Below are 24544 nucleotides of genomic sequence, written 5' to 3' on the forward strand. Positions count from 1 at the left end.
TTATAAATTCAAATACCAGGTCGCTATAGAAAAATATAGAACCACGCCCGCAACGTCGGCAATAGAGGTGATTAGCGGGCCGCTGGCCGTTGCTGGGTCAAGTTTAAAACGACTTAATAAAAAAGGTAGCGATAGCCCTATTAAACTGCCTGCTAAGACAACCAGCATCATCGTCATCGCGACAATAACAGCGATATCGTAACCGCCACGCCACCATCCTAAGCCGACAACCGCAGCGGCCATAGTGAGCCCTAAAAGACCAGCGACTAAGCACTCTTTCGCCAACAGAGCGCCCCAGTCACGCAATTTAATATCGCCCGTTGCTAAGGCTCGCACCATCAGCGTGCCCGATTGAGCACCGGCGTTGCCACTGCTGCCGATCAGCAGCGGGAGAAAGAATAATAAAGCGATGTGGTCCGCAATGGTGTTTTCGTAAAACGCGATGCCCGCCCCCGAGAAGATATTTCCAAATACCAAAATCACCAGCCAAAATACACGCTTTCGAAACAGTAAAAAAATACTGGCGTCTTTGACACTAATATCAAGTTTACCAATGGTGGCTGTTTTATGAATATCTTCAGTGGCTTCGGCTGCTACTACATCGAGTGCGTCATCGTAGGTAACAATACCGACCATGCGTTTCTCGTTATCGACAATGGGCAGCGCGAGTAAATCATATTTTGCAATAAGCGTGGCAATGTCTTCTTGGCTGTCTTCCACGCTGCCTGAAATGGGCTCATGAGTCATGAGCTCTTTAATACGCATGGTGACTGGGGCAAGTATTAAATCTTTTAGCGACACTACTCCGACTAACAATCGTTCTTTATCGACCACATAAGCCGAATAAATAGTTTCTTTATCGGGCGCTTCGCGACGTAAGACATCGAGCGCTTGAGTAACGTTATGCTCTGCTGAGAGCATAACGTAGTCGGAGGTCATTATTGCGCCCGCTGTGCCTTCTTCATGTGAGGATAAAAGTAACAAATCTTCACGTTCGGCAATTGCCAATGCAGGGAGCAATGCCTCACGCTGCTCTTCGCTTAAACGATTAAATAAATCGGCACGCTCATCTGGAGACACCTGGCGAATAATAGGCGCAAGTTTGTTGCGACTTATTTGCGTAGACAAGGCAACTTGAATATCAACGGGCAAATAACTAAAAACCTTAGCTTGTTCAGGGTGAGGCAAGGCGCTGAGAAAAACCCAAAGGTTGTTTATCGGAAATTCGCTAATGGCATGGGCATAATCTACTGGGTGAATATCATTAAGTTGCTCATACACTAAATGGGCAGTATTTGATTCTAATGAATCTCGCAATGTTGCAATTAAAATTGAAGCTTCCATAGGTACTCTTTAGCGTAGCGGGTGTTAGTTGCAGATTTTAGGGCTGACTCAGTACATGTGGACACCCAGATCGCTATTGTAGCTCTATTGAAGGGCATTGCGAATGCCGCTGACCTTTAAGTAAAAAAACGAAGTAGAATTGATGCTAAAATAGTCGAACGATGTTTAGTGAAGCAAGTACCCCTAGAGTGATATTTACAACCTCATGTCAAACCACTAAAGTGCGACTTTCAGCCAAGACTCAGTTCGATACCATCTGCCGGCTTTAGCGCTGAGTCATAGGAGATCCAATGACCGATCATATGCCAGATGATTTATCCGCCGCTGGAAAAGACATGCGTGAGTTTACCGATGAACTGCGAGCAAAGTTTTCTGTCGTAAAAAACATATCCGATGAATGGGTCTTTCTAAAGCATGCAGATGTTGTTGCCGCGGCGTTAGATCATGACCGCTTCTCAAGTAAAGTCTCCCGATATTTGCAGATTCCCAATGGCCTTGATGGCCTCGAACACTCAGAGTATCGCAAAGTTATTGAGCGCTACTTGACGCCTGAAGCGTTGGTACCTTTTACTGAGAGTTTTGAACGGATTGCATTGCAGCTAGTGTCTGAGCTTCCAGTTGGTTCCGTATTTGACGCAGTGACCGATGTTGGCGCAATCTTCGCGGTACGCGCACAATGTGAATGGTTAGGGTGGCCGGCAACGCTTGAACCACTATTACTAGATTGGATGAAAGATAATCATGCAGCTACACGTTCAGGTGATGCCGCATGGACGGCAGATGTTGCTGCAAAGTTTGATGACATTGTGCGCAGTGTCATTCAGCCAAGACGTGGCGCAGTAAACTCTGAAACAGTTGATGTGACCAGTCGTTTGTGCCGAGAAAAAGTAAAGGGTCGTTTGCTTAGCGAAGCAGAACTGGTTTCTATTCTACGCAACTGGACCGGAGGTGACTTAGGCTCAATTGCACTCTGTGTTGGCGTTATAATCGCTTATTTGGCAAAGCATCCAGAATTGGCAATGCAACTAAAAACGGCAGCCGATGACGAAGTGGATGCCGCGATTGATGAAATATTACGTATTGATAACCCATTTGTATCAAACCGGCGCATTACAACTTGCCCGGTACAAATTGGCGATAAAACAATCCCCGCCGGCGCTCGAGTTAAATTGAATTGGACATCTGCAAACCGTGATGAAGCGGTGTTTAAAAAAGATGCCTTTGATCCGGCGGGTCATAGAGAGGCCAATCTAGTTTACGGAATCGGCAAGCATGTTTGCCCAGGCAGGTTGTTGGCGACGATAGAGCTACGCGTTGCGGTCAAAACGCTGCTGAACTCAATTAACACCATTGAATTGGCAACCGACCAGCCATTGGTGCGTGAGATCGCACCCTTAGGCGGCTATCATCGAGTGCCTGTTATCATTACTTAATGGCATCTGTTACTGCGGCACTCATTGAAGCAGGGAAAGCGACCAAAATTATGCGCTTAATAGCCAATAAATTATCCACGCCCCAAGGACATTGCTGAATAAGCGTCATCAGCAAACCAACTACGATGAGCGAAATAAAATAGGTTGCCAATACACGTTTAATATATTCGGAGACAAAGCCTTTTAGGAAATAATGATAAAAGTTTGCGTAGACAAATATCGCAATAAAAAATAATGAACAAAGAGAAATAATAAAAATGTTTAACGTCGGCAGCGTTTGGCTAAGCTGCCAAGTTTCTTCGGTAAAGGCCATGGGTATAGCCAAAAGAGTTGCCCCGACCACTATCTGAATAACATCACGAAAGGCAAGTTCTACTTTAAGTGGCTTCACCACCCGATGAATGATTTTCCCCGCATTGTCAAAAATAGGCACAATGGTGTGCAAGCGGCCTGCCCGGCCAAGGCGTTTTATTTCTACTTTTGAACTATCGATCGTGTCAATGGCGTCGGTGATTTCGTTGCTCATGTTATTTCTCTAAAGTAAAAGGCTACTGTCGTAATTGATTCACTGGTGTAGTGGAGTCTCCCATAAATATTCACACGACAATAGCCCAAGAGCGGTTTATAGTGTTTTTCTATGAATCTAGGATAGCGGCTAAAATGGATATCTATATTGCTTTGTTACGAGGTATTAATGTGGGTGGGAATAACAGCCTGCCGATGAAAGGTCTCAGTGCTTTACTGACCGATCTAGGGTGTACGCATATTCAAACCTATATACAAAGCGGCAATGTGGTTTTTAAGCACAATCCAGTTGCTCTAGCATCATTAGCCACTAAAATCACAGAGGCAATATCGAAGACATATGGTTTTGAACCTCAGGTCATGTTGTTAAAGGCTACAGACTTACATGCTGCGATTAGAGCTAATCCATACCCTACCGATGAAGGAAAGTTTCTGCATTTCTATTTTTTAGCGAATCGTTCAAAGCAAGCTGATATAGAAAAACTGAATGCGTTAAAGGCAGAATCCGAAGAGTATTCGCTCATTAATCAAGTATTTTACCTTTATGCTCCCAATGGGGTGGGTCGTTCAAAGTTAGCCGCAGGCGCAGAGAAAGCGTTAAAGGTTCCGGTGACAGCACGCAATTGGAATACGGTTAAAAAGCTACAAGAGATGATTTTAAATTAATTGAAAAATCAACGTTTTCATGGTCAAAAATGGCTAGCCAGACTGTAAGTTAGAGTGCTACCTTTAACACAATAACAACAAATAGAGAGGTCAGTATGGCTAAGCTTTTATCAGACAAAAATATAGCAGTCGCGTTAATGATCATTGGTGTGGGTTTGGCTATATGGGGCTATCAAGAGTCGAACAATCTTGGTAATCAGCTGGCGAATTCATTAACAGGCAGTTTTACCGATAAAGTCATGTTTATCCTCATTGGCGCAGCCGCTAGCTTTGGCGTTGGGCTGTTCATGTTTCGTAAGTAGTTCGTTAAAGTTCGTAAGCGACTAAGGTTAAGCCATTAACTTAGCCAGTAAGTGATGGCTTACTTTCTCTAGCAGCTCTGCTTTGAGTTCCCCGTTATTATCGGCCCAATGTTCGGCACAGTTTCGCCAAACGGCATCATATTGCAGTTTAAACAGCTGTGCTGCTTCAGGGGCTCGGTAGCCTTCACCAATGATTAACGCATAAAGCTTAAGGGCTTCATCATTTAGCCAAGTTTGTTCTAGGTGATCTAACAGGGTCATATCGGAAGGTGGCGAAATACCAGCGGTAGGTTGACTGTTTAGCCATGTTTGAATCACGTGTAAAAACAACGCACCTTTATCTGGAAAGTGGTTGTAAACGGTCGGTTTAGATACTTTCGATATTTTCACGACCATATCGACCGAAGTGCCTTTAATGCCATGCTCAAAAAACAAGGGTAAGGCGCTGGCGGCAATGTGATCTTTTTTTGAGGGCTGAGCCATAAAATGCTTGATTCTGAACAATGATTGCAGCAAACTTTACTAAACCGTTTAGTTAATGTCTAGTTGAAGTTGCAACGGCGGTTAATTTAATAGCTTCAGTTAAAAGAGGAATCATCATGATACGCAGTGACAACGGATATTTCGGCGAATTTGGCGGCCGTTACGTACCAGAAATTCTCCTACCGGCATTGACCGAGCTGGAAGACATGTTCTTTGCATTGCGAGATGACCCTTCTTTTTGGCAAGAGTATTTAACACTGACGCAAGAGTTCAGTGGTCGCCCAACGCCTTTAACGCCGTTACGTCGGCTCTCTAAAGAACTCGGAGGTGCGCAAATTTGGTTGAAACGTGAAGACTTAAACCACTCAGGCGCACATAAGGTAAACAACGTGCTAGGCCAAGGCTTATTGGTTCAGCGTATGGGCAAAAAGCGAGTTATTGCGGAAACTGGCGCGGGCCAACATGGCTTGGCAACCGCTATCATGGCGGCTAGGCTCGGCTTAGATGCCACCATTTATATGGGCGCGGATGACATAGAGCGACAGTATTCCAATGTGTTTTGGATGCGCCAGTTGGGTTCAAAAGTCGTTGGCGTTGAAACGGGTGCCCGTACGTTAAAAGAAGCACTCGACGAAGCCTTACGAGATTGGGCGGGCAGTGTCGAGAATACCCATTACGTTCTAGGAACAGCTTGCGGCCCAGCACCGTTCCCTGAATTAGTCAGCTATTTCCAAAGTGTGATTTCGCAAGAAATTAAACAGCAAGCTATGACTCAAATAGGGCGCTTACCCGATGAAATAGTCGCTTGTGTGGGTGGCGGTTCAAATGCCATGGGCGCATTTGCGGCGTTTTTAGAGGACGAGCAAGTAGGTTTGGTTGGCGTTGAAGCCGGCGGTTTGAGCTTTAAAGAAGGTGAGCACTCAGTGCGATTGTTGCCAGACACCGCAAAGCCAGGCATTGCCCAAGGCTATAAAACGTTATTTTTACAAAATGACGATGGCCAATTGGGTGATACCCACTCAATTGCAGCCGGCTTAGATTATGTCGGCGTATCGCCAATTTTGGCGCATCTGACCCAAACAGGCCGAGTAACGCCTGAGTCAGCGCAAGACCATGAAGTGACTGACGCGTTCAAAATGCTAATGAAAACAGAAGGCATTATCCCCGCTTTAGAATCGTCACATGCGTTGGCTGGTGGTTTTAAGCGTGCAAAATCTATGCGACCAGATCAACACATCGTCATAAATTTAAGTGGTCGGGGTGATAAAGATATTTTCAATATTGCTCGTGCCTTCCCGCAACCAGAATGGTCAGACTTTTTGGAGCGAGAAGCCGTTCGCGCTAAAGAGTTATTTGCTGCGACACAAGGAGAGAAATAATGTTTCCTAAATTAAATGACAAGCTACAAGTGATGTCGCATGCCGTGGTGGGTTTTCCTAACCTTGAAGAAAATGAAAAAGCCATTGCTGGCCTAGTTGAATCGGGCGTTAAGTTAATTGAGTTGCAAGTACCCTTTAGTGATCCAGTCGCCGATGGTCACACCCTAGTGAACGCTTGTTACGATGCATTAAAACAAGGCGGCTCGGTAAAAACCACTTTAGAGTTGGCCAAAAAAGTTTCAAAGAACCACCCTGAGGCGACATTCATTTTAATGAGCTACCTAAACCCATTGTATCGTTACGGTTTAGAGCAATTGTTTGTAGATGCCGCTGCGGCAGGCATCAAAGGCCTGATTATTCCAGATATGCCGGTAGAACAATTTGAACCCCTGATGCCTAAGCTTGATGAGTTGGGTCTAGCGCCAATTTTGATGGTGACTCCTAACACGCCAGATGAACGTGTAAAACGCATCGCGAAATCGGCACGTGGCATGATCTACGTTGTTTCTAGAATGGGCGTAACCGGTTCACAAACTATGTGGGGCGAAGAATTTCATGCCTACATTAAGCGTATTCGTAGCCATACCAACTTACCATTATCGGTCGGCTTTGGTATTCGTGGCGCAGAAGATTTAAAAGCCCTAACAGGTACAGCAGAAGTGGCTGCATTTTGCTCCAAGTATATTGAGTGGCAGCGTCACGAGGGCAGTGAAGCTGCAGCAGCGCATATGAAAACGCTATTGGCCGACGCGCAATTAGTTTAGCCGATATGACAGCCCATTGAGCTATATAGTTAAATGGGTTGTCGATCCAAATAGGCCATCGTTGCGTATAAGCCGGCTTACATCGTTAAGAAGGAAGCCATAATATTAACGCAACAACCTTAGTCTGGTTTCGCCAAGACTTGCGCCTAAATGATAACCCCGCACTCGCCCATGCTGCGCAACTAGGCACTGTGTTGCCTGTATATATTTTCGATACTAACTGCCCTGAGCATTTTAAGATGGGTAGCGCCAGTAAATGGTGGTTGCATCATTCTTTGGAAGCACTCAACGATTCGTTATCAGAGCAACTGCATTGCGTCAGTGGTGTAGCCAGCGAAGTGCTGTTCAATATCGTACAGCAACATAATATTAAACATGTCGTTTGGAATCGCTGCTACGAACCTTGGCAAATTAAGCGCGACACTGAACTTAAAAAACTATTACAAGCTGCCGGGGTTAAGGTACAAAGCTTTAATAGTCATCTTTTATGGGAGCCATGGCAGGTATTAAAAAAAGACAAAACGCCTTATAAGGTCTTCACACCTTATTATCGACGAGGTTGCCTTTCAACTGCTGGACCGAGGATGCCAATCGCGGCACCAAAGAAAATTGATATAGTTTATGATTCAGGGTTGGATGACGGTGTCGACTCGCTTGACCTTTTACCCGCTATTCCGTGGTTCGAAACGATGGAGCAAATGTGGACGCCGGGAGAACAGGGCGCTGCCCAACGCTTAAGTGAATTCTTACCTGAAGGCGTTAAAAATTACAAAAACCAAAGAGACTTTCCCGCACTGCAAGCCACCTCACAACTGTCGCCGCATTTACATTTTGGCGAAATATCGCCAAATCAAATATGGCATGCCGCAATTGCTTCGTTACATGGCAATACTGAAGATGCCGGCTTAGATGGTTATTTAACAGAGCTCGGTTGGCGTGAGTTTTCATACTACTTGTTGTTTCACTTCCCGCACATAGCGCAAGAAAACTTCAGTCCAAACTTCGAACACTTTCCTTGGCGAACAGACACCAAAGCCCTGCGAGCGTGGCAGCAAGGACAAACCGGCATACCCATAGTAGATGCCGGAATGAGAGAGTTATGGCAAACGGGCACCCTGCATAATCGAGTGCGCATGGTGGTGGCTTCGTTTTTGGTGAAGAATCTTTTGATAGATTGGCGTGAAGGTGAACGTTGGTTTTGGGATTGTTTAGTCGATGCAGATCTAGCCGCCAACAGTGCAAGTTGGCAATGGGTCGCAGGAACCGGTGCCGACGCCGCTCCCTATTTCAGAATATTCAACCCAGTCACCCAAGGACAGCGTTTTGATGCAAACGGCGAATATGTTAAACGCTATTGCCCAGAGCTGAGTAAGATACCCGCTAAATATATACATAATCCGTGGGAGGCTCCTAACAATATTCTCGAATATGCTGGCGTAAAACTAGGTGAAAACTACCCAGAACCCATGGTCGATCTAAAAGCTACCCGCCAGCGCGCGCTGGAAGCGTTAGCACAGTCTAAGAAGTTACGAGGTGAGCTTTAAGCTTGAAAGTTAAAAGTTAAGAGTAAAAAGTAGGTGGTGGCCGATTAACTATATGGTGAGTCAAGCATGGAGTGGTGACTTTAATATTGCAGTCTGTATATTAGGGTGCTGTTTTTAGACCACACACAACTATAAGGGGTTGCTAGCACAATGATTATTCGGGTCTGTTGCACCCTATTTTTTGTCGCTTTTTCGCTCAATAGTTATAGTCAAAGCTTTGAACAAGAATTTGTTAGTGCCGCAATAGAACGTACAACTTTTAATGTACGATACGATGGTTCCTATGTTTCGATCCCTTACCCAAATGGCGATGTGCCTGCAAATATCGGCGTTTGTACCGATGTCGTGATCAGGGCGTATCGTCGTATTGGTGCAGATCTACAACAACTAGTGCATGAGGATATGGCTGACAATTTTAGCCAATATCCTTCTAACCGAATATGGGGGCTGACTAGCACCGATCGCAATATTGACCATCGTAGAGTGCCGAATTTGCAGGCTTTCTTTACCAGACATGGTGAAGTGTTGACGATAACCGACAATAAAAATGATTACCAAGGTGGTGATATTGTTACCTGGATGTTACCGGGCAATAAACCTCATATTGGTATTGTGACTGATGACATCTCTAACGTTACCGGAAATCCACTTATTGCGCACAATATCGGCGCAGGCCCTCGGTTAGATGATATGCTTTTCACTTTTAAAATAACGGGCCATTACAAGTATGTGCCTAACACCCACGAATAGAGAGTATTAAATGTTAAAGTTTTTTCGCATAGTCAGTTTTATAGAAGGCTTGTCGTATTTGGTTATTCTAAGTGTGACTTTTGGCATTATCGGCAGAGAGTGGGTTTCCCCATTGGGCATGACGCATGGTGTGTTGTTTGCTCTCTATTTTGTTTTATCTCTAATGGTCACCAACAAACAAGGCTGGCCAGTTTGGGGTTGGGTCTTGTTACTGCTCGCCTCGGTTGTTCCATTTGCATTCATTTTACTTGAAGCTTATTTGCGTAAGACTGAACTAAAACAGTCAAGCAAAATGAGTCAATTATCTTAGAAAGGTGGGGTGCGTCATGAGTATGAGAGAGAAAATGCATAATGAAGAAGTGTATTTTTGTGATGACGATACGGTAGCCGACGAACAGCTACAGTGCTTAGATATCCTCTATGATTTTAACCATTCGCGCCCCAGTGAAATGACACGTCGCAATGAAATATTGAAAACGTTACTCGCTGAAGTCGGCGATAATTGTTATATCGAGCCGCCTTTACATGCCAACTGGGGTAAACACACACATTTAGGTAATAATGTTTACGCTAACTTCAATTTAACGCTGGTAGATGATACTCACATTTATATTGGCAACTATGTGATGATTGGCCCAAATGTTACCATCGCCACCGCCGGTCACCCAATAGAGCCCGAGCTCCGAAAAAAAGTTGCGCAATTCAATATCCCTGTGCACATTGGCGATAACGTTTGGATTGGTGCTAATTCAGTGGTTTTACCGGGTGTGACGATTGGTGAAAACTCTGTGATTGGTGCAGGCAGCATCGTAACCAAAGATATTCCGAGCAACGTTGTTGCGGTGGGTAACCCGTGTCGAGTGTTACGAGAGATCGGTGAGCACGATAAAGAGTACTATTTTAAAGACTATAAGCTCGGTGTGTTAGCGGCACAGTAAAAAATGCTAGTTGAGCAGGCTACTGAGTATATTGGTAGCCTACTTTGTTTAATCACACTGGGCCGCTGTTTGCATTACTTAGATGGACCTACCCTATGAAAGATGACTTAGCCCGCATTAAACTTGCCAAATACCCAGCTCAAAACGTTAACGATGCCCAATTGCAATGGGCCGTTGTCGTGTCTCGGTATCAACAGCAGTGGCTGTTAGTGAAGCATAAGCAAAGAGATACGCTTGAATCACCCGGCGGTAAGCGCGAACACGGCGAATCTATTTTAGCTTGCGCCAAACGTGAATTGTTTGAAGAAACAGGAGCATTAGAGTTCGACATTACCCCCTTAGCGAGCTATGCCATCGAACGGGTTGATGGTTCTCTATCGTATGGGCAGCTTTTCTTTGCAGAAATAGCTAAGCTAGGGGTATTGCCTGAGAGTGAAATTGAAGGTGTTCATCTGTTTAGTGATATTCCGAATAACCATACTTACCCTAACGTTCACCCCTTATTAATAGAATTCGTGAAACAAAGGTTTTCTATTAGGTAAGCCATACAATACCGCTATATAGGTATAGTCAGTTAATCTTAGGTACTGCTCAACTGTTGGTTGAACCATTCACATTTCGCACTTTTTATAATTTAAGCAATGCCTCCAAAATGAGCTATTCTGAATTTAGCAAAAGGGGACAGAGTTTGAGAATAAATTGGTGAAAAATAAGTTATTGATGCAATTCATGTTTCTAGGGCTTTGGCTTATTTCTACATTCGCCTACTCATTGGACGTGTCTGTTAACTTTAGCCGGATGAATTTAAAGCAAGTGTGCTCTGTCATAACTGATAGCGAGCAAACTCAAGGGACTCCAGAGGCTGCTAGCATCTTACTAAGCTCAAATACTTGGAAACCATGTACTGAAGTTGATCTGGCGCGGGGCTATAGTACCGATCAACTTTGGTTAAAGTTCGACTTTAACAATTTAGATGAGCAAGACATTCTTATTTTTCTAAATACATTTCCCAGCTGGACTAGCCGATTAAGTGTTTATTCATTTCAAGGCAATCAACTAGTCGATACCCAAGAGTTTGGTGTGCAGTTTCCTTATGAAGCCAGAGCGATTCCATCGTCTAATTTTATAATTCCCATCTCACTTGCTGGCAAGCAGCAGAAAATCGTCTTAATACATGCCGTAAGTAATTTCTCATTTTTACTTGGTGGTGAAGTTGTGGGTGAAACCGAAATGCTGAGGTCGGTGGCAACGCTCAATTTTTTAAATGGCCTAATTATTGGTTCAATTGCAATTATAAGCTTCTACAACTTATTCATATTTTTAAGTATTAGGGATACAAATTACTTCTTCTATTTTTTATATAGCTCATCAATGTTTTTTATGTTGAGTATTATTTATGGCTTTGGTTATCAATATCTCTGGCCGGAGAGTATCAAATTTAATTCCTTTATGACTACTGCCGCACCTCCCTTTAACGCCATATTCATGACATTGTTTGTTCGTAAGTTTCTTAACTTATACCGTGTATCGTCCCTGATGGATTCCATATTAAAGTTTTTCATGTATGCCTCCCTTGTTACAATTGTGGTGTCTGCTTTCCCTAAATTTCAGAATGTTGCAACAATTTGGTCGGGTGTTTTGGCTGTTTTAGGTGCACCAACCGTACTGGTTTCGGGTATTTTAGCTTTGTTAAAAGGAGAGAAATCGGCAAAATACTTTTTGATTGCTTGGGTGCTTTCAATCTTATCTATGATGCTAATGGGTCTAATGATTACCGGAATTATTGAGTTTAACTTTTACCTTTTTTATAGCTTTAGCCTTGGAATATTCCTAGAGATGACCTTGTTGTCATTGGCACTTGCCAACAAAATACACTTTTTGCAATTAGATAAGGCAGAAGCCACAGCTGCAGTTTTAAAATCTGAAATGGAGTTAACCAAAAATTTGGCGACGGCAGCAGCACAGCTTGAGTATAAAGTTTCCATAAGAACTCATGATTTAGCTCAAGAGAAAAGACGGGCCGAAGTGCAGGCAAGAACAGATGCGTTAACTGGGCTAAATAATCGTCGAGCTTTTTTTGAAAAAGGTGAAAAGCTTTTTCAATCTGTACGAGAGCAAAATGATTCGAACTTACTCACGGTGATCATGGTCGATATTGATTTCTTCAAAAAAGTGAATGATCGCTATGGGCACAGTGCCGGAGATTTAGTGATAACCAGTGTTGCATTAAGTCTATTGCCGCATTTTATGGGTAGCTCGGTTGTGGGGCGAATTGGTGGCGAGGAGTTTGCGGTAGTAATAAAAGGGATAAACTCTTCGCTTGCTGAGCAATTAGCCGAACAAGCCAGAGTCGCTACCGAAAGCAGGGAAATCACTTCAGAAGATGGTCAGAGAATGAAGGTTACGATTAGTTTAGGTGTAGCAGCCTACCGAGCTACTGATCAATCGGTTGATGAAACATTAGCACGTGCCGATATAGCACTTTACCAGGCGAAAGAGTCGGGACGTAACAAAGTGGTCTTACTGGTTTAAACAGCTAAAAATTCGAACACTGGAAATATAATCTGTTTGGTTAATTTGTAGGTGCATTTATAGGTAAGTTTGTTATATATTTGACTGAGGGTCAGTTAAGTTCACTTAAAGCCTTTGGTTTGTCGTACGGAAGTATCTAGATGTATAAAATAATAATAACAATCGTGGTTCTTGTATTTAATTTCCCAATTCATGCACAAACACTGCAGTTGTCTGGGCAATGCCCTCCGAGCTTTGAAATAAATAATGAAAATGAATGTCATTTAATTTCGCTATACCAGCAATATGACTCGCTACAAGATGGCGGAGTAGGTGGTCTAAAAACCGCATTACCAGAGAACAGAGATGGTTTTAGCCCGCAACAAATTGATTTAGGCCGCTATCTGTTTTTTGACCCTTTCTTATCGGTAGATAACAGCATTTCTTGTGCGTCTTGCCATCAACCCGATAAAGGCTTTGCCGATGGCATGGCGGTGAGTACGGGCGTCTTCGGTAAACAAGGCACTCGATCAGCGCCTGGGCTTTGGAATGTAGGCTTCTTGAAGCGCCTATTTTGGGATGCTCGTGCAGAATCTTTGGAGGTTCAAGTAGAAGGCCCGCTTTACCATGAGGCTGAAATGGGTCTGACCCGGGTTGAGCTATTTAACAAAATGAATAACTCTTCAGGCTACAGACCATTGTTCAAGCAAGCGTTTGATTTAGCAGATGACCAACCGATTAGCTTAGATAATATATACACGGCCATTATTGCGTTTGAAACCTCACTTGTTTCGCTCAACAGTCGCTACGATTGGTACGCACATGGTTACGCAGACGCGCTAAATCAGCAAGAACTGGAAGGACTAAATTTATTCAGATCATTTGTTGCACGGTGTGCCGAATGTCATACCCCACCACTGTTTACTAACCAGCAGTACGCGGTTATTGGCGTCCCCGAATCTGATGGACTCGCTTTTGATATTGGCGCACAAAGTCACTTAGATTTACCCGATTTACGAGCAGGCTTTAGAGTACCCAGTATACGCAACATTGAACTCACCGCGCCCTACATGCACAACGGCAAGTTTAAAACGTTGCGTGAAACAGTCTCCTTTTACACACAAGGGCGGGGCCATGCGGTACCTGAAAATGAAGATTTAAAGTTACATTGGCATATTTGGGAGCCCAACCTAACCGAAGTAGAAATAGATCGACTTGTTGATTTCTTATTAACGCTGACCGATGAGAGTTTGAAACCTATTAAACCCATTGAATTACCGTCAGGTTTGACGGTGCAATAATACAACTAAAAAGAGAGGAACGTTATGCGACTAAAAAAACAAATAATAATCGCATTAGTCTTATGTGTGTTCGGGTTATCCGCCCACGCAGAGGTTATAAAAGTTAAGAAAGGTAAGTCTATCCAGTTAGCGGTTCATGAAGCTCAACCAGGCGATATTATTGAAATTCAGCCAGGGGTGTATCATGAGACTGTTTTTATAGATAAAGACGATATAACCATTCGGGGGATTGTTAAAAAGGGAGAATGGCCTGTATTGGATGGCGAAAAAGTGCTCAACGATGCCATATTATATTCTGGCAACGGCATCACCATCGAAAGCTTAAAAATTATTAACTATAAAGGCAACGGTATTATGGGCCAGGCGGGCAATAACTTCCTGATTCGTAATAATTTTATCCATGACGCTGGGGTATACGGAATTTTTCCACAGTTTGGCCAAAACGGGCTTATTGAGCACAATGTATTAAGTGGCATAGAAGACGCTGCGATATACGTAGGCATGAGTGACAATATTGATGTACGGCACAACGAAGTTTATGAATCGGTTGCGGGGATTGAGATAGAAAACTCACGTTTTGCCCTGGTTGAAAACAACTATGTTCATGATAATGCTGGCGGCATATTGGCATTTGCCTTACCTGGCCTGCCGATTAAAACCGCCTCCGATATTATTATTCGTGACAATTTTGTTGTGAACAATAACCATGTCAACTTTGCACCGGAAGGCTCCATTGTTGCCACCGTACCCACAGGGACGGGCATAATGCTGATCTCAGCCGATAACGTGACGATTGAAAATAATATAATTACCAATAACGGCAACGCCGGCATCACTATCTTAGATGCAAAAATTGCCGATATAGGCAGCGATCCAGATCACGACCCAGACCCTGATGGCATTAAAATTTATCACAATTTAATGGCCAATAATGGTCACTCTGTCGCCGGCGATATGAAAACCTTAATGAAATTAAAGTTTACAAGTACCGGCCCCGATGTGTTTCAATTTGGCGGCTCTAAAGGCAGCTGTATTCTAGAGGAGAGTCGTTATCGCGTCTTTGGCTTAAATAAATTTGACGATTGCGAGGCCGGTAGCAATACCGCCGATATTACGACCATGATGTTAGATGAGCCAGTGCCACCGCGCGATACCTCAGGACAAGAACTAGGCAAGCGCACTTTTTATGCCGTTTGCTCAGGTTGCCATACCTATGAAAATAGAATTATTGGCCCTCCTATCAAGCAAATTCAAGAGCGCTGGGGCAATAGCGCAGAAGCGGTTGCCGCCTATATATTAATGCCAGCTCGAATCAATGAAGGCTACCCAGAAATGCCCCCTCAGTATTATTTATCTGAAGAGGTTAGATTGGCGGTCTCTGAGTACATGCTTAATTTAAAGAAGTAGTGGAGCCAAACAGCTAAGTTAGAAACGGCATCTTATCTAGGCACCCAATGTTGGTGCTTAGATATTTGGCTAGTTCGGAACATGCATTTCTATCGTGGTGAAGTAATGCTCCATCACTGCCTCAAGCGCCAATCCAAAAACCAACACACCCAAAAACTCGCCAGTATCGGGGTCACTAATACGTAGGCTAACTTGAGATTGAAAAGAGCGAGTCGATTCATCGAAATAGATATTGCTTACCGATTGCACGGCGTCGGAACCTTGCGCAACACTGATAAAGTTTTGCTCATCACCCTGCCAGTAATCGGTTGTTGGTCTGCTCATCCCAACCACAAACCCTAATTGATCGGTTAAGAAAACCTCTTGCACAATATGGCGGTTCTTACTCGCCAATGCGTTTAAACTGGTGGATACGGAGCTGTTTAAAATTCTGCTCACAAGCCTGCTGTTAGGGAGTTGCCAGGTCGCTTCTTGTCTAACAATGCGGTCTGTTGACAAGCTTGGCTGGTTTTTTTTAGCTTGAATTAAAGCAGAGCGCAATTGTGCCTGGTTGATTTCGGCGTTCAGATGGTTTGCCGATTTCTTAAGGGCGGCTTCTGTGTGGAGGTCCACTGCTTGGATAGCAGGGTTGCATTCACCAATGTGGCGATCAAAGTTTTCGACGATACTGTCGGTGCGCTCAATCAATAGGGGTGAGAAATAGGCATATTGCGGTGAAAACCTTGAAAATGACTTGGCAATGGGCCGGCTTGAAGGGTTTTGGCTAAGCAGGAGATGGTCAACATAGGTTTCATCGGCTAGCATAAAATTGACTCGACCTGCACGCAGCATCTTTACCGCTGATTCTAAGTTAGGCGGATAAAACAGGTTTGAATAGCCATGTTGTTGTAGCCAACTGTCTTGATTAGAACCCGCAATAGTGGCAATAGAACTGGTTAAAGCGGGCTTATGGCTGCTCGTCGCTGAATACCAAAACCACTTTTCTAAATCTAGGGGCGCAGATGAGACCGTATTGGATGGCCAACCGGTCACCACATTTGCACCAAATACCATTTCTAAATTGGCATTAGAGAATAGGTTCAGGGCTCGTCGCCATGGGTAAACTTGAATGTTGTAAGGTAAAGCCTGTTTGTCTAAAACGCACCGCATTACATCGACAGTTTTGCCGGTTATTTTGCCTTGCTCCAAAAATTGGTACGGGGGTGAGATGCCCGTACCAATTTGGATTATCGAGCGCGGACTCTTAGCTTGGGCTGTTATGGAGACAGCGATGATAATAACAAAGCCAAGGTTACGCATGCAGTTAGATGTCAAAGGGTTCCTACTTACTCTACTATTATTGTCAATATAGCGAATATATTTGCAGTTGCCAATGTCGCATAGGCTCACAAGGTGAGCCACTTATCGCGAGGTTAAGCAGAAATGTGGATCACCTGATCAACAAATTCTTGCAAACCGTTGCTGCGAATGAGCTCAGCTGCTTTTTCAATGTCAGGGGAGAAGTAACGGTCCTTGTCATAAAATGGGACTCTTGCTCGCAAAACCGCCTTGGCCTGTTCAATGGCTGAAGATGAGGTGAGCGGCGCCCTAAAGTCTAGACCCTGGCAAGCGGCTAATATTTCGACGGCTAAAATACCCACCGTATTTTCATGCATATCGCCTAAACGACGGGCCGCAAAGGTGGCCATTGAAACGTGATCTTCTTGGTTGGCTGAAGTGGGTAGGCTGTCAATTGATGCAGGGTGCGCGTAGGTCTTGTTTTCGCTAGCTAAGGCTGCGGCCGTAACTTGGGCTATCATAAACCCAGAGTTTACACCGCCGTTGTTCACCAAAAATGGCGGTAAGCCGCTTAGCTGGCTGTCGATCATTAACGCCATGCGACGCTCCGAGAGCGCGCCAATTTCAGCAATGGCCAGAGCTAAATTGTCGGCCGCCATGGCGATTGGTTCAGCGTGGAAGTTACCGCCTGATAAAATGTCATCGTCTTCTGCAAACACGAGTGGATTATCAGACACCGCATTAGCCTCGGTTAAAATAACTGCCGACGCGTTGCGTATTTGCGTTAAACAAGCGCCCATTACCTGTGGTTGGCAGCGCAGCGAATAGGGGTCTTGCACTTTTTCGCAACCTTCATGCGATTGCTCAATGGGCGAGTGACCGAGCAGTTGACGGTAAGCATAAGCCATGTCTATTTGAGATTGGTGGCCGCGTGCCTGATGGATACGATCATCAAAAGGCGAGCGCGAACCTTGCGCTGCATCGACAGTCATTGCACCTATAACCGTGGCGGCGAGCAAAACATTCTCTGCAGCCAATAGACCTTGAATGGCTAATGCCGTAGAAGCTTGCGTGCCATTTAGCAACGCTAAGCCTTCTTTTGGTGCAAGTACAATGGGTTCAATGCCCAAAATTTCTAGCGCTTGTTTTGCCGGAATAATATTACCTTGATAAAAGGCTTCACCTTCACCGAGTAAAATGGCACTCATGTGCGCGAGCGGCGCTAAATCACCCGATGCACCCACGGAACCTTTTACTGGGATGCACGGATAAATTTCTTTATTGACCAGCGCTATCAGTGCTTCAATAACTTCTAAACGAATACCTGAATAGCCACGTGCTAAAGAATTAATTTTAAGCACCATGAGTAAACGAACCGTGGCAGGTTCCATAAAGCTGCCAATGCCAGCGGCATGGCTTAACACAATGCTGCGCTGTAAGGTTTCCAGTTCTGCTGGTTCAATACGAGTGTTGGCGAGTAAACCAAAACCGGTGTTAATACCGTAAACCACTCGGTTTTCATCAATTACTTTTTTAACGGTCGCGGCGGAGCGGTGTATGCCTTCAATACATGAGTCATCTAGTGTTAAGGTTACGGCATTGTGGTGAACCAAATAAAGATCGGCCAGCGTTAATTGCCCTGGTTTAATGTGTAAGGTTTTCATTATTTAGTGCTCGCATTCGGTGTGGTTAACATGGGTAAATCTAAGTTGTGTTCTTTGGCGCAATTGGTCGCAATTTCATATCCAGCATCGGCATGACGCATAACGCCAGTGGCTGGGTCATTCCAAAGTACTCGACCCACGCGCGCGTGAGCATCGTCGGTGCCATCACAAACAATCACCATGCCAGAATGCTGACTAAAGCCCATACCCACACCACCACCGTGATGCAAGCTGACCCAAGTTGCGCCGCTTGCGGTGTTTAATAATGCGTTGAGTAGTGGCCAATCGGAAACGGCATCGGAACCGTCTTTCATGCTTTCGGTTTCACGGTTCGGTGAAGCCACAGAGCCTGAATCTAAATGGTCACGACCAATAACAATGGGTGCTTTGAGTTCGCCGTTGGCCACCATTTCATTAAAGGCTTGACCAATACGGGCCCGGTCTTTTAAACCAATCCAACAGATGCGCGCAGGTAAACCTTGAAACTGAATACGTTCGCGTGCCATGTCTAACCAATTGTGCAAATGCTTATCATCGGGAATAAGTTCTTTCACTTTTTGATCGGTTTTATAAATATCTTCAGGGTCACCTGATAGCGCGACCCAACGGAATGGGCCTATGCCTTCACAAAATAGCGGGCGAATGTAAGCGGGTACAAAACCGGGGAAATCGAATGCGTTTTTAACGCCTTTTTCGAGTGCCATTTGGCGAATGTTATTGCCGTAATCTACGGTTGCAGAACCTGCCTTTTGCAACGCCAACATGGCTTCAACTTGCACGGCCATGGAAACTTTAGCGGCATCGACCACTTCATCGGCGTGGCTGACACGCTTTTCTTTTGCTTGTGCCATGGTCCAACCTTGTGGCAGGTAGCCATTAAGTGGGTCATGGGCACTGGTTTGGTCGGTGACGACATCGGGAACAATGTTTTTGTCGACCACTTCGGTGAAAACATCGGCTGCGTTGCCTAACAAGCCAACACTGACCGCTTTGTTTTCAGCTTTAGCGGTGTCGATAATTTTTAGGGCTTCATCGAGCGAAGTGGCTTTGAAATCGACATAGCCGGTACGTAAACGAAAGTCGATACGTGATTCATCGCACTCGACAGCGATCATTGAAAAGCCTGCCATGGTTGCGGCCAACGGCTGCGCGCCGCCCATACCGCCTAAGCCGCCGGTGAGCACCCACTTGCCTTGTGCATCACCATCGAAATGTTGGCGTGCCATAGCGCCAAAGGTTTCATAAGTGCCTTGTACAATGCCTTGTGAACCAATGTAGATCCAAGAGCCTGCTGTCATTTGGCCGTACATCATGAGGCCTTGTTTATCGAGCTCGTTGAAGTGTTCCCAGTTAGCCCAATGCGGAACCAAGTTTGAGTTGGCAATGAGTACGCGTGGTGCATTTTCATGAGTTTTAAATACGCCAACTGGCTTGCCACTTTGCACCAACAAGGTTTCATCGTTTTCTAAACGCGTTAAGGTTTCAACAATTTTGTCATAGCTTTCCCAGTTGCGTGCCGCTCGGCCAATGCCGCCATACACTACAAGCTCATGAGGATGCTCGGCTACATCGGGGTGTAGGTTGTTCATTAACATGCGCAGCGGCGCTTCGGTTAACCAGCTTTTAGCGGTGAGTTTAGTACCCGTCGCCGCAGCGATGTTTCGAGTGGTATCAAGACGCGTCATACGATTCTCCAGAGTTAAGTGTTGGTCACGAGGCAATAAGATGGCCACCTAAACGGTAGCCAGGGCCGGGGTGATACAGCACGGCAAAGTTGACAATAAATTTTTGTTTCTTTGTGGGGTTTTGTTGATAACTGTAGGTTCGCCGCGACAACTTGAGGCACGGCGTTCCTGTGGGTATTTCTAATAAGGCTTCTATTTCTGCCGGTGCCAAAATAGCTTCGACCCAATGGTCGGCCTGGCTTAAAGGTGATACAGAAGACAAGTAAGCACTGGGCGTTATTTGGGTGAAATCTTGCTCTAAATAATGCGGCGCAACCACGCTATTAACATAGCGTTCTTCGAACTGAATCACTTCTTGTTTGCCGCGCGTGTCTTCTTCAATGTGCTTTACTTGGCTATAAAAATAAACGCTGCCAACAGGTAGGCCAATGAGCTTTTCTTCTGCGTCGGTAGTAGTGCGTTGTTCTAAGCAGATTACCTCGGCAAGGTGCTTATGGCCGCGCTCATGTATTTCATCGGCTATGTTGCGTATTTCTAATAACGAGCCAGTTGGTAATTGCTCGGCCACAAAGGTACCCGCGCCTTGCACGCGTTCAAGTACGCCTGCTTCGGTTAACTCGGTTAAAGCTCGCCGCGCGGTCATACGTGACACTTCAAATTGCTCGGCCAACTGGTTCTCTGAAGGCACAGCATCACCCGGACGCCAATCGCCTTGTTCGATGTAAGCGATTATGTGTTTCTTGATAACTTCAAAGCGTGGGGTGTTCATCTATGCTAAGCCTTAAGTTTTGAATAAATTCAATGCGTTTATAGGTTGGCGACAGCTTAGTTGCTTAAAGTTGTATATACAACTATTCTTGTCGTAATTCTGAAAATGAAGGTCGAAAGCGAATGTCGAAGTCAGTTAGTCACACCTCAACCCTCACGGCCGATGTATTAGTACATAACGTACGGCTTGTGCGCGCGCCTTCTGTATCTGAACAAAGCTGGGCAGTGGTTGAAAACGCCAGTGTTGCTTGGCAGCAGGGCAAGTTTATTTATGTCGGGAGTACGGAACATGCGCCCAAGATAGAGGCTGGAGAGGTGATTGATGGTCAGCAACAATGGCTAACCCCAGGCTTAATTGACTGCCATACGCACCTTGTTTACGGCGGTAACCGTGCCGACGAATTCGAACAGCTGCAAAATGGCGTTCGCTATGAAGACATTGCCCGAGCTGGTGGTGGCATAAAAAGCACCGTAGCGGCAACCCGTGCTTTAACTGAAGATGAATTGTATGAATCTGCACGGCTACGGTTATTACCGTTGATCCATGAAGGCGTTACAACGGTCGAGATAAAATCAGGTTACGGTCTGAATATAGAATCAGAGCTAAAAATGCTGCGCGTCATTAAACGTTTGAACACTGAATTACCGGTGACCGTTTCTGCGACCTGTTTAGCCGCACACGCCGTACCGGCTGAATACCTAGGCCGTGATGATGAATATCTAGATTTAATCATCAACGAGTTACTACCGTTAGTCAAAGCAGAAGGCTTAGCGCAGGCAGTCGATGTGTTTTGTGAGTCTATCGCGTTTAGCGCCGAGCAATCTAAGCGCTTGTTCCGTGCGGCGAAAGACTTAGGCTTTGCCATTAAAGGCCATGTTGAGCAACTCTCCGATTCGCAAGGCACTGAAGCAGTTTGTGAATACCAAGGGCTTTCGGCTGACCATGTTGAGTATGTCAGCGAAGGGCAGGTAAAAAAAATGGCCGCTGCTAATGTTACCGCAGTGATTTTACCGGGCGCATTTTACTTCCTAAAAGAAACGCAGAAACCGCCCATAGAGTTATTTCGAACGCACCAGGTACCCATGGCGATTGCAACCGATTTAAACCCAGGTAGTTCACCTTTAGGCTCCTTATTAACAGCCGCTAACTTTGGCTGTGTACTATTTGGCTTTACCCCTTTCGAAGCCTTTAACGGCATCACGGTTAACGCGGCAGCGGCACTGGGCCTAGCAAATCAAAAAGGGAGAATTGAAGTAGGCTACGATGCAGACTGCTTGCTGTTTGCCTGTGAGCATCCGCGCCAATTGATTCATGAAATTAACCTGCACCGCCCGACACAATCTTGGCACCTTGGTAAAGAGAGACCTAACTTATGAGCACACAAGTAAATTACCAAGAGTGTTGGCAAGGCCGAGTAGATGCTGAAGATGCTGCAACCAGCATCCGATTACACCAACAAATTACCTTCGAGCAACAAACGAACTACCAAGGTGCTCCCGTTCTTTTGGGTTTTGCTTGTGATGAAGGCGTCGCCAGAAACCAAGGCCGACGAGGCGCAGCGCAAGGGCCAAATAGCTTACGGCAAGCGTTGGCAAATTTAGCCTGCCCAGTGGGTTTCCAAATACACGATGTGGGTAATGTAGATTGCAACGACACCTACCTAGAACAAGCGCAACAAAACTACGCAGACGAACTTGAAAAGATATTAACAGCCGGAGGCTTACCTATAGGCCTAGGCGGCGGTCATGAAATTGGCTGGGCCAGCTTTTTAGGTACGCAACAATACCTGCAAAAACATAAACCAACCACACGGCTAGGCATTCTAAATTTTGATGCGCACTTTGACTTGCGCAACCCAGTACCTAAAACGAGTTCAGGCACGCCGTTTCGTCAAGCACAGCAGTGGTGCGAAGCAAACGCACAACCTTTTCACTACGCGGTTATCGGGTTAAACCCCAGCGCCAATACCGAATCACTGTTTCAGTTTGCCCAACAGCAAAACGTACAATGGGTAAATGACATAGACTGTGGCGTAACCGACATAGACAACATTATTGCAAAACTAGAACAATGGTTCGCGAACATTGATGTTTTATACCTAACCGTTTGTTTAGACGTATTCCCAGCAGGCGCAGCCCCCGGCGTGAGCGCCCCAGCCGCCTTAGGCGTAGAACCGCTGGTGGTATTAAAACTCATTAGCCGCATTAAAGTGCTGCTAAAGAAAATGAACAAACAACTTATTATGGCCGATATCGCAGAGCTAAATCCCGCTTTAGATATAGATACAAAAACCGCGAAGCTGGCCGCGCGTTTAGCGCACCATATAATGCTGCCGGAAAGTTAAAAGTCGACAGGACTACGCATACCACGTTCGTGGATGCCAATGACGTGAGTATAAATTTGCGTCGTTTCTACCGATGTATGGCCAAGTATCTCTTGGATATTCCGAATGTCTGTACCTTGACGAAGCAACTCCGTAGCGAATGAATGTCGAAAGGTATGGCAGCTTACTCGTTTGTGTATTCCTAGTGAATTAACTGAGCGATTAATGGCTCGCTGAATTTGATCACGAGAAATATGATGTCGGCGTTCAATTTGGCTGCGTGGATCTATAGAATAGACATTCGATGGAAATAAAAATTGCCAGCGAAGTTCGTACTGAGCTTTCGGCCATTTTGTTGCCAACGCATCGGGCATAAAAACCCCAGCCTTCCCCACAGCAGCATCCGCTTCAAACGTATGCTGAACAAAGTCAATTTGTTGTTTAAGCGGTGTAATTAGAGAATCGGGAAGAAGCGTACGACGTGATTTATCACCTTTGGCCTCCATAACATAAAGCCCTCGATTAGCAAAATCTATGTCTTTAACACGCAAACGAAGGGCCTCGCTGATCCTCAAGCCAGAACCGTACAGTAATTGTGTGACGAGCTGCTGTACGCCACTGAGTTTACCAATAATGGCTTGAGCTTCCTCCTTGGATAGGACTGTTGGAAGTTTTGGCTTGCGTTTAGCGTAATTAAAGGAAAGGCCACTGGTGTTTAGTCCAAGGAACTCCCTATACAAAAAAATGAGAGCGTTTAAAGCAATGGCCTGAGTGTTAGGCGCGCAAAACCGTTGTTGAGCTAGATGGTTCAGAAAAAGCTCAATATCGTTAAGATTAAAATCTTTTGGTGACTGGTATTGATTGAAACGAATAAACCGCTGAACCCAATGTAAGTACGTTTTCTCTGTTGTATAAGCTAAACCACGGCTGCGAATATAGACGCGAAGCTGATCAAGAAAATTTGAAGGTTTACTGGGTAAAGCCACTTTAACATCAATAGATTCAGGTATTCTCATAATGTACATTCCTTTGTACGGTTAAATTGTATATTTATACAGTTTAGTGCAATGTAAACTTGCGATTGCAATCACAAAAACAAGATATTCTTCAAATAGTAAAGAAACACCCGAAAATGGTCATTTTGATAGATATCAAACCAAAAAAGTTCAATTTGAACCTTATTTCGTGAAATTTTTACCAAACGAGTGTGAACTATATCTAAACTTTTGAGAGAAAGAACGAAGGGTAGGGTGATGCTAAGACCGCAGTTTAAGAGTCTTGCAGACAAGTATTTAAATTACTGTTAATGTAATCAGAAATAAATATGTTTCAAAATGAAACATATAAAACTGTTATGTTTTTCTAGAGATATCGAGCTATGAACATTAGAGAGGCGACTAAAGCAGATTGGGAAAGCATCTGGCCAATTTTCAGTGAAATAGTGTCTGCTGGAGAAACGTATGCCTACGATCCAGAAA

Annotated in this window: 23 protein-coding genes; 15 read left to right on the forward strand and 8 right to left on the reverse strand. The window is 44.8% G+C overall.

Annotation, left to right across the window (positions count from 1 at the left end):
• On the reverse strand, positions 1 to 1344 hold the full coding sequence (mgtE, locus tag ACI882_RS14155) for a magnesium transporter (RefSeq protein ID WP_411743736.1): 1344 nt from the start codon (positions 1342 to 1344) through the stop codon (positions 1 to 3).
• A 290-nt stretch (positions 1345 to 1634) separates the two neighbouring features.
• Between mgtE and ACI882_RS14160 the strand changes: the two genes are divergently transcribed.
• Positions 1635 to 2777: a cytochrome P450 gene (locus ACI882_RS14160; RefSeq protein ID WP_411743735.1), complete on the forward strand. Its 1143-nt coding sequence runs from the start codon at positions 1635 to 1637 to the stop codon at positions 2775 to 2777.
• Here the strand turns inward: ACI882_RS14160 and ACI882_RS14165 are convergent.
• Complete coding sequence (locus ACI882_RS14165) at positions 2770 to 3303, reverse strand: DUF2391 family protein (protein ID WP_411743734.1); 534 nt, start codon at positions 3301 to 3303, stop codon at positions 2770 to 2772. The two genes, ACI882_RS14160 and ACI882_RS14165, sit on opposite strands and share 8 nt — an antisense overlap.
• Before the next feature lie 134 nt (positions 3304 to 3437).
• Here ACI882_RS14165 and ACI882_RS14170 point away from each other — a divergent pair, with 134 nt between their 5' ends.
• Together ACI882_RS14170 and ACI882_RS14175 are read left to right on the forward strand one after the other, a co-directional pair.
• Positions 3438 to 3968, forward strand: coding sequence for a DUF1697 domain-containing protein (locus ACI882_RS14170; protein ID WP_411743733.1), 531 nt, complete (start codon positions 3438 to 3440; stop codon positions 3966 to 3968).
• A 95-nt stretch (positions 3969 to 4063) separates the two neighbouring features.
• Positions 4064 to 4270 carry a DUF3185 family protein gene (locus ACI882_RS14175; protein WP_411743732.1) on the forward strand — a complete coding sequence of 69 codons (207 nt, stop codon included), beginning with the start codon at positions 4064 to 4066 and terminating at the stop codon, positions 4268 to 4270.
• Between the two features lie 27 nt (positions 4271 to 4297).
• On the opposite strand, the gene ACI882_RS14180 is transcribed toward ACI882_RS14175, so the two are convergent.
• Entirely contained in the window at positions 4298 to 4753 is a 456-nt protein-coding gene (locus tag ACI882_RS14180) for a TetR/AcrR family transcriptional regulator (protein WP_411743731.1), read from the reverse strand.
• 116 nt (positions 4754 to 4869) lie between these two features.
• Between ACI882_RS14180 and trpB the strand changes: the two genes are divergently transcribed.
• The 10 genes from trpB to ACI882_RS14230 all read left to right on the forward strand — a co-directional run bounded on the left by trpB (position 4870) and on the right by ACI882_RS14230 (position 15347).
• The gene (gene trpB, locus ACI882_RS14185) at positions 4870 to 6132 is read left to right on the forward strand and encodes a tryptophan synthase subunit beta (protein ID WP_411743730.1); all 1263 of its coding nucleotides are present in this window, start codon (positions 4870 to 4872) and stop codon (positions 6130 to 6132) included.
• On the forward strand, positions 6132 to 6896 hold the full coding sequence (gene trpA, locus ACI882_RS14190) for a tryptophan synthase subunit alpha (RefSeq protein ID WP_411743729.1): 765 nt from the start codon (positions 6132 to 6134) through the stop codon (positions 6894 to 6896). Before trpB ends, trpA begins: the two co-directional genes overlap by 1 nt.
• Positions 6897 to 7000: 104 nt before the next feature.
• Positions 7001 to 8440 (forward strand): cryptochrome/photolyase family protein, encoded by a 1440-nt coding sequence (locus tag ACI882_RS14195; RefSeq protein ID WP_411743748.1) that lies wholly within the window; start codon positions 7001 to 7003, stop codon positions 8438 to 8440.
• A gap of 150 nt (positions 8441 to 8590) precedes the next feature.
• Positions 8591 to 9190 carry a DUF1287 domain-containing protein gene (locus tag ACI882_RS14200; RefSeq protein WP_411746415.1) on the forward strand — a complete coding sequence of 200 codons (600 nt, stop codon included), beginning with the start codon at positions 8591 to 8593 and terminating at the stop codon, positions 9188 to 9190.
• 10 nt (positions 9191 to 9200) lie between these two features.
• Positions 9201 to 9500: a DUF3817 domain-containing protein gene (locus ACI882_RS14205; protein ID WP_411743727.1), complete on the forward strand. Its 300-nt coding sequence runs from the start codon at positions 9201 to 9203 to the stop codon at positions 9498 to 9500.
• Positions 9501 to 9516: 16 nt separating this feature from the next.
• Positions 9517 to 10128, forward strand: coding sequence for a sugar O-acetyltransferase (locus ACI882_RS14210; RefSeq protein ID WP_411743726.1), 612 nt, complete (start codon positions 9517 to 9519; stop codon positions 10126 to 10128).
• Positions 10129 to 10223: 95 nt separating this feature from the next.
• Entirely contained in the window at positions 10224 to 10670 is a 447-nt protein-coding gene (locus ACI882_RS14215) for an NUDIX hydrolase (protein WP_411743725.1), read from the forward strand.
• 160 nt (positions 10671 to 10830) lie between these two features.
• The gene (locus ACI882_RS14220; protein WP_411746416.1) at positions 10831 to 12660 is read left to right on the forward strand and encodes a diguanylate cyclase; all 1830 of its coding nucleotides are present in this window, start codon (positions 10831 to 10833) and stop codon (positions 12658 to 12660) included.
• Between the two features lie 140 nt (positions 12661 to 12800).
• Positions 12801 to 13940 (forward strand): cytochrome-c peroxidase, encoded by a 1140-nt coding sequence (locus tag ACI882_RS14225; RefSeq protein WP_411744855.1) that lies wholly within the window; start codon positions 12801 to 12803, stop codon positions 13938 to 13940.
• A 24-nt stretch (positions 13941 to 13964) separates the two neighbouring features.
• Positions 13965 to 15347: a parallel beta-helix domain-containing protein gene (locus ACI882_RS14230; RefSeq protein WP_411744856.1), complete on the forward strand. Its 1383-nt coding sequence runs from the start codon at positions 13965 to 13967 to the stop codon at positions 15345 to 15347.
• Positions 15348 to 15416: 69 nt separating this feature from the next.
• Here ACI882_RS14230 and ACI882_RS14235 read toward each other — a convergent pair whose 3' ends face one another.
• From ACI882_RS14235 to ACI882_RS14250, 4 genes are all read right to left on the reverse strand, one after another.
• Positions 15417 to 16661 carry a substrate-binding periplasmic protein gene (locus ACI882_RS14235; protein WP_411744857.1) on the reverse strand — a complete coding sequence of 415 codons (1245 nt, stop codon included), beginning with the start codon at positions 16659 to 16661 and terminating at the stop codon, positions 15417 to 15419.
• Positions 16662 to 16759: 98 nt separating this feature from the next.
• Positions 16760 to 18289: a histidine ammonia-lyase gene (hutH, locus tag ACI882_RS14240; protein WP_411744858.1), complete on the reverse strand. Its 1530-nt coding sequence runs from the start codon at positions 18287 to 18289 to the stop codon at positions 16760 to 16762.
• Positions 18289 to 19974, reverse strand: coding sequence for a urocanate hydratase (gene hutU / locus ACI882_RS14245; protein WP_411744859.1), 1686 nt, complete (start codon positions 19972 to 19974; stop codon positions 18289 to 18291). Before hutU ends, hutH begins: the two co-directional genes overlap by 1 nt.
• A gap of 25 nt (positions 19975 to 19999) precedes the next feature.
• Positions 20000 to 20743, reverse strand: a complete 744-nt coding sequence (locus ACI882_RS14250) for a GntR family transcriptional regulator (RefSeq protein ID WP_411744860.1) — start codon at positions 20741 to 20743, stop codon at positions 20000 to 20002.
• Between the two features lie 122 nt (positions 20744 to 20865).
• Between ACI882_RS14250 and hutI the strand changes: the two genes are divergently transcribed.
• Together hutI and hutG are read left to right on the forward strand one after the other, a co-directional pair.
• Positions 20866 to 22119, forward strand: a complete 1254-nt coding sequence (gene hutI / locus ACI882_RS14255; protein WP_411744861.1) for an imidazolonepropionase — start codon at positions 20866 to 20868, stop codon at positions 22117 to 22119.
• Complete coding sequence (gene hutG, locus ACI882_RS14260) at positions 22116 to 23087, forward strand: formimidoylglutamase (protein ID WP_411744862.1); 972 nt, start codon at positions 22116 to 22118, stop codon at positions 23085 to 23087. The genes hutI and hutG overlap by 4 nt, the downstream gene beginning before the upstream one ends.
• Here the strand turns inward: hutG and ACI882_RS14265 are convergent.
• Positions 23084 to 24082 carry an integron integrase gene (locus ACI882_RS14265; RefSeq protein WP_411744863.1) on the reverse strand — a complete coding sequence of 333 codons (999 nt, stop codon included), beginning with the start codon at positions 24080 to 24082 and terminating at the stop codon, positions 23084 to 23086. The genes hutG and ACI882_RS14265 overlap by 4 nt on opposite strands.
• Positions 24083 to 24544 lie beyond the last annotated feature (462 nt).

The sequence above is a fragment of the Reinekea sp. genome (genome assembly GCF_046710285.1).
Taxonomy (GTDB): domain Bacteria; phylum Pseudomonadota; class Gammaproteobacteria; order Pseudomonadales; family Natronospirillaceae; genus Reinekea.